Source organism: Acidobacteriota bacterium (assembly GCA_030774055.1).
Classification (GTDB): Bacteria; Acidobacteriota; Terriglobia; order Terriglobales; family Acidobacteriaceae; genus JACPNR01.
Genome location: JALYLW010000161.1, coordinates 39,295 through 47,528 on the forward strand (window position 1 = coordinate 39,295; position 8,234 = coordinate 47,528).

Consider the following 8,234-nt stretch of genomic DNA (forward strand, 5'->3'; position numbering starts at 1 on the left):
CAGCTTCCGCCGCCGAATCGCCAAGGATCTTCTTGAAGAAACTCAGGTTGGTCCCCATTCGGCCCGAACGCTAAGACCTTTTAGACCTTCTTCTGGTCGAGCAATGTGGACTGCCCGCCCACATTACTGCCCGAAGCCGATGAGGCATTGTACGACGGCACCGAAGGTGCTGGTCCCGAAGAGTAAGACGCCGGTGTCGCAATCGATTTCTCTCGCGTTGCCTCGGCCTTGCCTTCCTTCTTGATGTCGATCGCGCCCTTGAAGAAGGCGCCGTCCTCAATCACGATGCGTAGCGTCGCGATGTCGCCGGTGAGCACAGCCGAACGTTTCAGTTCCACCCGGTCGGTGCCACTCACGTTGCCGTCCACCTTGCCATGCACGACCACGTCCTTCGCCTGGATATTCGCGCGCACGCGGCCGTTGGGGCCGATGGTCAGGTTGTGGTCGCGCAGCAGGATGTTCCCTTCAACCTCGCCGTCGAGGTATAAATCCTCGCTCCCCGAGAGTTCGCCTTTGATCAGAACGCTCTTGCCAATATGCGCAACGTCAGCACGATAGTTGTCAGCAGTCTTAGGGATTTCCATGGGGCGAACCTCCTTGGGCGTTGCACTCGCAGTGACGTTCACCGCCGCTGGCTGGGACACGGACGGTACAACCGGCTTCTCGTCTCGAGACTTCCACATATACTGATCTCCTGGAACTTGCGGCCACTATACCCGCGTTTATCGCGGGCGGCAATCGCGTTTTCCCGCCCTGCGCTTGAGCCCGCCGCTCCGCTCATCCAGCTCTTGCAGGTTCGGCTTGGATCCTGAAGTCGCGTGACCTCGCGTTGGTTTGCGCAGGCTCATCAGAACCACGGTGCATAGTGGTGGCACTCAGATGCTAACTGTTGAGTATATATTGCACTCATCATGTTTCCTATTACGGATATAGATGACGGCCTACCATGGGATGCCACAAGTGACTGATTCTACGCTAATTGACGGCCTAACACCGGAGTATCGGCGCTCAGAGGTTTGGCCCTGCCATTGCTTATACCAAGGCGTCGGCCCTGACGGAACTGTCGTGCCGGATTGGCTGGAGCCGAAAACCAGGGGAACAGCGGCTTCAGTCTGACGGGCGCGAATCAAACCAATGGGACTGCCTTTTCTGACAGGGCCGACACTGCCTAATACATCCTCCTTCCTTTCACCCGGTCCCGCTTAGCGGGGCCTTTCTTTCTTGCGCTCGCCCTGGCTCGTCGGTACTACGAGCAACAGAACAGAGTCGCTGTTCGTCTAATCAAGCAGCAGGTACCCATGAACCGCCGCTTTTACTCGAGATCCTCGCTCATTTCCGCTACGTTGCTGCTTTTGTCGTGGCCCGTCTGCGCGCAGAGCGGCGCTGCCAACGAGCTTGTTCGTCGCGTGATCCAGAATGAAGACAGGGCCAGCACCAGCGGCCCGCGCTACACGTACCGCCTGCGCTCCGAGAAACCGGAACGCACGGTGGTGAAGCAGATGATCGAGACCAACGAGGGAACGGTCGCTCGCTTGGTCTCGGTAAACGACAAACCGCCCACTCCCGAGCAGCGCGCCGCCGACGAGAAGAAACTCGAGAAGATCCTGCACGATCCCGAGGAACAGAGACAGCGCCGCGAGGAGCAGCAGAAGGATGAAGCCCGCACGCGTCTGATGGTGAAGGCCCTGTCCGAAGCGTTTCTCTACGATTTCGACGGCAACGATGTCGTGAGCGGCGTTCCCGTCGTACGCCTGCGATTCAGACCCAACCCCAACTTCGACCCGCCTGCGCGCGAAACCATGGTGTATCGCGGCATGCAGGGACGCATGTGGATCGACCCCAAGGAAGAACGGCTGGTGAAGATGGATGCGCAACTTGTCGACGACGTCACCTTTGGCTGGGGGATACTCGGCCGTCTGAACAAGGGCGGTCACTTCATCATCGAGCAATCGAAGATCGGCCCGGGACGTTGGGAAACAACCCACATGGACCTCGACTTTGTCGGCAAGGCCCTGCTGTTCAAGACCATCAAGATCAAGGAGAACGAGACCGCCAGCGATTTCCGTCCCGTACCGTCGAACCTCACACTCGCGCAGGGAGTCGAACTGCTACGCAAAGTAGACGAGGTAGTGGCGGAGCGCTCCGCGCTGCGTGGACGGCAGCTGCGCTAGCCGGCGACGGCGTTTCCCCGCCGGATGGTTTCCTTCTTCACTGTCAGCTTCTCGATCACGTCTTCACGGACGCTGTAGCCCGTTCCCGGGACATCCTGCACTGCAATGAACCCGTCGGTACTGACCTCCACGGCCGGCTCGATCACGTCTTCCTTCCAGTACCGCTTTGAGGCTGACACGTCTCCAGGCAGCGTGAACCCCTCCAAGGTGGAGAGCGCGATGTTGTGGGCCCGTCCTATGCCCGATTCGAGCATCCCGCCGCACCAGACCGGCACGCCGCGTTCGCGGCAGACGTCATGCGTGGCGATGGCCTCGGTAAAGCCGCCCACACGGCCGACCTTGATGTTCACGATCCTGCAAGCGCCCAGTTCGATCGCCGCTTGCGCGTCGCGAGCGTTGCGGATCGCCTCGTCCAGGCAGATCTTCGTCTTGATCTGCTTCTGCAACTGCGCATGAAAATAGAAATCGTCATGCCACAATGGCTGCTCGATCATCAGCAAGTTGTAACGGTCGAATTGCTGGAGCAGTGGTAGGTCGTCAAGCGTGTAGGCAGAATTGGCGTCGCAGCTCAGCACAATCTCCGGCCAACGGGCGCGAATGCGCTCGAACGCCTCCACGTCCCAGCCTGGCTTCACCTTGATCTTGATGCGGCGGTATCCGGCGGCCAGCTCGGTCTCAACCTTCTCCAAGAGCTGGTCGAGCGTGTTCTGGATGCCGATCGAGACCCCACAAGCGATCTCGCAACGCCTGCCGCCGAGCAGCTTCCAGAGCGGTACCTGGCGCTGCATCGCCTCCGCGTCCCAGAGCGCGTTCTCCACCGCAGCTTTCGCCATGCGGTGCCCTCGGACCCGTCCGAACATTGGGGCTGCATCCCGGCCATGCTCGAGTGTTCTTCCCACCACCGCGGGCGCCAGGTATTTGGCAATCGTGTGCCACGCCGTCTCGAAGGATTCTTCGCTGTAGAAAGGGTCCTCCCCGGCGACACACTCACCCCAGCCGTTCACACCTTCGCAGTGCACCGTCACGAGCACTATGTTCCGCTCGGTCGTCCGCCCGAAGCTGGTCTCGAAGAAATGGACCAACGGCATGCGGATCTCACGCAGCGTGATGGTTTCGACCTTCACTTCTCTTCCCTCTGCTCCTCTTCACCGGGGGCGGTCGCGTATCCCCAGCGCTCGTCCCACCGCCCTAAGAGAAAGCGCCCGTTCCCTTCCTGGTCGCGCTCATAACCAAGCACGGTCAGTCCCGCGGAGAACGCTCGCAGGAACTCTTCGCGGTTACCTAGCTGGATATCTCTCGCCTTTTCGCGTTCCTTCTCGTCCGCCTTCCATTGGTAGATCTGCGCCGGGACCGCGATCGTTTTCTCGACCGCAACGTTCGGCCGCGAACCGCCTTCCAGCAGCACCTTCACCCGTCGCGACTGCAACCACCACTCCGCGACCAGGCGGTCGGTCGGCAGCCCACCTTGCAGCGGCGACGACGAGATGCCGTATTGATTGATGTTGTAGCGGCGTGCGATCGCTCCCAGTCGTTCCAGGTTGAGGAACGAGTTCTTGATCTCCAGCGGGTCGAACGTCCACTCGATCAGCTCGAAGCCGCGCGCGATCCCATCTTCCCGCTGCAAGAGCTTCATCTGCTTTCCCAGCCCGGCGTTGCGGTATCTCTCGCGGACCGCGAGCATGTGCGAGTGTAGATAGGGATGGCCACCGCGACTGCCGGGGATGGAGAGCGCAAAGCCGACCAACTCGTCACCGTCGAAACTGCCGATGATCTGGCCGCCGATCCTGTCAGCCACCACGAACAACCGCAGAGGAATGAGATCCACGTCGGCAAAGTTCCACACCTCCTTTTGCAGGCCGACGCAATCCTGGAACTCGGCTACCGTCGTGCACTTGCGTATGACAATATTGGTGGTGTCGACCTCGGCCGTCATCGCTCGCGCTCCTTCGCCTTCTGCCACAGTGCTTCCATCTCGTCCACCGCAGCGTCCTGCACACTCCGGCCGTGCTTGCCCAACTCTGCTTCCATCCATTGAAAGCGCCGCTTGAATTTACGATTCGTCTTGCGCAACGCCGACTCGGGATCGAGCGAGAGATAACGCGCGATGTTCACGAGGACGAACAACATGTCGCCCACCTCGTCCTCGAGGCGCCCGCGCAGCGCCTCCGGAAGGTGCGTCGCCCCGGCGCCGGCCACGCCCCGCAGTTGAGGCATCGGCGCCTCCGGCAACTGCGCGATCTCGCGCTTCAGTTCGCCGGTCTCTTCCCGCAGCTTGTCGAAGAGCCCGCCGATCTCGGGCCAGTCAAAGCCCACGTGTGCGGCGCGTGAACTGAGCTTGTAAGCCTCGAGCAACGCCGGCAGGGCTGACGAGATGCCCGCCAACACCGATACTGGCTTGTCGTGCTCGACCTGTTTTCCACCGCCGGCCACCGCCCGCATCTTCTTCTCTTCGGATTTCAGCGCCTCCCAGTTACGCAACACATCGCTCGCGGTCTCGGCCTTCGCGTCTCCGAACACGTGTGGATGTCTGCCCACGAGTTTGCTCGCCAGTCGTTCCAACACATCATCGATGGCAAAGCGTTTCTCCTCACTCGCCATCTGGGCGTAGAACAAAACCTGTAGCAGCAGGTCCCCGAGCTCCCCGGGCAACTCTTCCCAATCGCGAGCGTCGATCGCCTCAAGCACCTCGTAGGTCTCTTCCAAAGTGAATGGCTTGATGGTGTCGAAGGTCTGCTCGCGGTCCCATGGACATCCACCCGGGCCCCGCAGCCGTGCCATGATCTGCACCACACGCTCGAATCTGTCGCCTGTCGCTCCCATAAGAATCCACTAATGTAATCTCTGCGCGTCCTCCCTGTCTCTCCAGCACATCTAGCGGGCTCGGCCGACCTGCTTCGTGTAGTAAACTCGAAAGGTTGGGAAGCAGGCAGCCGAGCTTCAGGTCTGCATCAGGCGAACCTACCTATGAAGTCCTCCCCACAACCAACCGGATACGTCACTTTCGTCCTGCACTCCCACCTGCCTTATGTGGTGCATCACGGAACGTGGCCGCACGGGCTCGACTGGCTCCATGAAGCCGCGGCGGAAACATATCTTCCGATGCTGCGTGTGTTCAGCGAATTGGAGCAGGCAGGAGTCTCGCTCAAGGCGAACGTTAATCTTTCACCCATCCTGCTGGAACAGCTCTCGCACCCTACGTTCAAGGACGAGTTTCCGATCTACGTGCAGCGCAAGATCGAAGCTGCCCGCAAGGACGAGGCAGACTTCCGCGCTCAGGGTGAGGATCACTTTGTGCGCGTGGCTGGATTCTGGCAGAGGTTTTTCGAACGCGCGCTGCAGGATTTCGAAAAGCTCGACCGCGACATAGTGGGCGGCTTCAAACGGTTCTACGATTCCGGCGCCATCGAGATCATCACCTGTGGAGCGACGCATGGATACTTCCCGCTGCTCGGGACCGACGCGTCCATCCGTGCGCAGGTTCGCTTGGGCATCGCTACCCATGAACGCTTCTTCGGTCGCAAGCCGCGCGGCATGTGGCTGCCCGAATGTGGCTACCGTCCCGGAGGCCTGTGGAACTTCCCGGTATCGACCAACGGCGCCTCGCGCCCGAAGCGCCCGTTCCTCCGCGATGGTGTGGAGCAGATCCTGGCCGAGAATGGCATCGACTTCTTCTTTGTGGATACGCACTTGGTCGAGACCAACGTGCGTTTCAGCCCTTACCAGCTGCTGGCGGGCGACGTGCCGATCGCGCTCGAGGAAGAGGTAGATGGCAAGCATCCATCGCTTTACCGGCCTTATTACGCGGGACCGCGTCGCGACGGGGGGAACGTTTCATTCTTCGCTCGCGACCCCAAGACCGGCGTCCAGGTGTGGAGCGGCGATCACGGATATCCCGGTGACTCCGTCTACCTCGACTTCCACAAGAAACGCTGGCCGGGCGGCCACCGCTACTGGCAAGTCACCCACCCGCGCGTAGACCTGGGCGGCAAGACCGCGTACTACCCGAACGTGGCTGAGGAGCGGACTCGCGCACACGCTGAACATTTCGTTGGCATCACTTGCAATGTGCTCGCCGCCGACCCCAAAAACGGAGCCGGTCACGATGCACCACCCATCCTGTGCGCGCCCTTCGATGCCGAACTCTTCGGGCACTGGTGGTTCGAGGGAGTGGCTTGGCTGAAGAACATCGCTCTCCAATACGCTGATCCAAAGTGTTCGGTAAAGCTCGTCACTTGCTCCGAGTACTTGGACCAACACAAACCTAGCGGATACCTCGTCCTCGACGAAGGCTCATGGGGAAAGAACGGAACCAACGAAGTCTGGCTTAATCCCGATACAGAGTGGACCTGGAAACACATCTACCCGGCGGAAGAAGCCGTCCTCCAGATGGCGGAAGGGGGCAGATGGAAGGCCAGCCCACAGGCAGAGCGTCTCGCTAGCCAGCTCTGCCGCGAGCTGATGCTGCTGGAGTCTTCGGACTGGCAGTTCCTCATCACCACCGAGCACGCGCGCGACTACGCCGAAAAACGGTTCAACACTCACCTCGACCAGTTCCGCGCGTTGCTCGAGGTCTGGCGGCGCTTCGAGTCCTCCGGTGAGGTCTCGCCCGAAGGTCTGCACAAGCTGGAGGAGATCGAGCAGCGCGATTCCGTCTTCCCCGATATCACGCCGCAAGCCTACCTGCGTTAGCCAGGGACTCCCATTTCTGTTGGCTGATGTGCGATTCACTGATGAGCGCGCGTGCCATCACCGCTCTGCCTCTTGCTGCTTTGCCTTAATAAAGTCTGCCTCGAGGAAGCCGGTGGTTACCGGCTGACGCGCGGGCAAGGGCAAGCCGCGGGCTTCGAGCAGCCGCCGATATTCCTTTTCCAATTCGCGCCAGATACGCACCGGACGAAAATCACGCAGCACCCAGCGACGTCCTGCGTCGCCCATCTCGTTGCGCGTGACCGGCGACTTCAGCAGCGATTCGAGCGCCGCCGCCAACTCCACCACATTCCCTACGGGGACGAGGATCCCGGTGCCTTCATCCATCACTGCATCGATGGCGCCGGTGGCGCGGGTCGCCACCACCGGCTTGCCGGCCGCGTAGGCCTCGAGCACGGTATTGGGAAATCCTTCGCTGTGCGTGGGCAGCGCGAGCACGTCCATCACGTGGTAATAAGGCGCGACGTCGGGGACAAAGCCAGTACACACGATGGTGCGGTCAGACTGGAGTTGCTCGCGTGTCTCTGCCGGCAGCGGGCCGCCGCCGTCCTCGGTGCCGCCGATTACTAGCAGCCGCGAGCCAGTCACTACTCGCTTCAAGATGTCGTGCGCCGCCACCAGCTCCGGTAATCCTTTGTCACTGGTCAATTTGCCGACGTAGCCGACCACGAGCGCATCTTCCGCGATGTCGAGCTCGTGCCGCAGCCGCTTCGCGTGCGCCACTCGATCGCCGGTCGGCGAAAAGCGCTCCGCCTCCACGCCGTTGCTCGAGCCGGAGGCCAGCACAGCGGAGCCCTCGGGAGTGAGCAGTCCCTGGAGCTCGAGCCGCTTGCGCACCGATTCGCTCACGCACAGCGCGCGATTCGCGCAGGCGCATGCCATGCGCTCCGCGCATTGCATCAGCCAGCGGCGCACGCCGGTCGCCGTCTCGTAGCGGATGCCGCGCAGCACGTAAACGCGCACCGGTACTCCGGTGGCGCGCGCCGCCAGGCCGCCAAGCAATCCGGCCTTAGTCGTACTGACGTTGGTGATGTGCGGCTTGCGCTGCTTCATCAGCCTGCGCAGGGCGAGAAAGGCGCGCCAGTCGGCTACCGGCGAGAGGTCACGTTCCATCGCGATGGGGATGGCGGTAAGGCCATCGCGCTCCTCAGCAGCATCGAGCTCTCGGCCGGGCGCCGAGACCACGGTAACGTCAAAGCCCGCCGCCGCCATGTAACGCAACTGTCCGCGCAAGGGACTGACGGTGCGCGGCGACGTGACTACGTACATCAGGCGTGGCCGCTGGGCTTCACTGCCTCGACCCGGGCTGCTTTGAGCCTGTGTGTTTTGCGCTTGATCGTTTGGGGAGCTCTCCAC

Annotated in this window: 7 protein-coding genes; 2 read left to right on the top strand and 5 right to left on the bottom strand. The window is 61.5% G+C overall.

Features of this window, described 5'->3' with window-relative positions:
• Positions 1-80: 80 nt before the first annotated feature.
• Positions 81-584, bottom strand: a complete 504-nt coding sequence (locus M3P27_13375) for a polymer-forming cytoskeletal protein (protein MDP9269297.1) — start codon at positions 582-584, stop codon at positions 81-83.
• A 714-nt stretch (positions 585-1,298) separates the two neighbouring features.
• Between M3P27_13375 and M3P27_13380 the strand changes: the two genes are divergently transcribed.
• Positions 1,299-2,171 carry a hypothetical protein gene (locus M3P27_13380; protein ID MDP9269298.1) on the top strand — a complete coding sequence of 291 codons (873 nt, stop codon included), beginning with the start codon at positions 1,299-1,301 and terminating at the stop codon, positions 2,169-2,171.
• Here the strand turns inward: M3P27_13380 and menC are convergent.
• From menC to mazG, 3 genes are read right to left on the bottom strand one after another with little or no spacing between them, the layout of a single operon-like run.
• Positions 2,168-3,295, bottom strand: coding sequence for an o-succinylbenzoate synthase (menC, locus tag M3P27_13385; GenBank protein MDP9269299.1), 1,128 nt, complete (start codon positions 3,293-3,295; stop codon positions 2,168-2,170). The genes M3P27_13380 and menC overlap by 4 nt on opposite strands.
• A complete protein-coding gene (locus M3P27_13390) occupies positions 3,292-4,104 on the bottom strand; it encodes a GNAT family N-acetyltransferase (GenBank protein ID MDP9269300.1) in 813 nt (270 codons plus the stop codon). Before M3P27_13390 ends, menC begins: the two co-directional genes overlap by 4 nt.
• On the bottom strand, positions 4,101-4,991 hold the full coding sequence (gene mazG / locus M3P27_13395; protein MDP9269301.1) for a nucleoside triphosphate pyrophosphohydrolase: 891 nt from the start codon (positions 4,989-4,991) through the stop codon (positions 4,101-4,103). Before mazG ends, M3P27_13390 begins: the two co-directional genes overlap by 4 nt.
• Before the next feature lie 144 nt (positions 4,992-5,135).
• Here mazG and M3P27_13400 point away from each other — a divergent pair, with 144 nt between their 5' ends.
• Positions 5,136-6,860 carry a DUF1957 domain-containing protein gene (locus M3P27_13400; protein ID MDP9269302.1) on the top strand — a complete coding sequence of 575 codons (1,725 nt, stop codon included), beginning with the start codon at positions 5,136-5,138 and terminating at the stop codon, positions 6,858-6,860.
• Positions 6,861-6,917: 57 nt separating this feature from the next.
• On the opposite strand, the gene M3P27_13405 is transcribed toward M3P27_13400, so the two are convergent.
• Positions 6,918-8,234 (bottom strand): glycosyltransferase family 4 protein (locus M3P27_13405; protein ID MDP9269303.1); only part of this gene is annotated, 1,317 nt, incomplete at its 5' end.

Excerpts from the sequence above, each read along its gene's own strand:
- M3P27_13375 (MDP9269297.1), bottom strand. The coding sequence starts at position 584 with ATGGAAATCCCTAAGACTGCTGACAACTATCGTGCTGACGTTGCGCAT.
- M3P27_13380 (MDP9269298.1), top strand. The coding sequence starts at position 1,299 with ATGAACCGCCGCTTTTACTCGAGATCCTCGCTCATTTCCGCTACGTTG.
- M3P27_13390 (MDP9269300.1), bottom strand. The coding sequence starts at position 4,104 with ATGACGGCCGAGGTCGACACCACCAATATTGTCATACGCAAGTGCACG.
- mazG (MDP9269301.1), bottom strand. The coding sequence starts at position 4,991 with ATGGGAGCGACAGGCGACAGATTCGAGCGTGTGGTGCAGATCATGGCA.
- M3P27_13400 (MDP9269302.1), top strand. The coding sequence starts at position 5,136 with ATGAAGTCCTCCCCACAACCAACCGGATACGTCACTTTCGTCCTGCAC.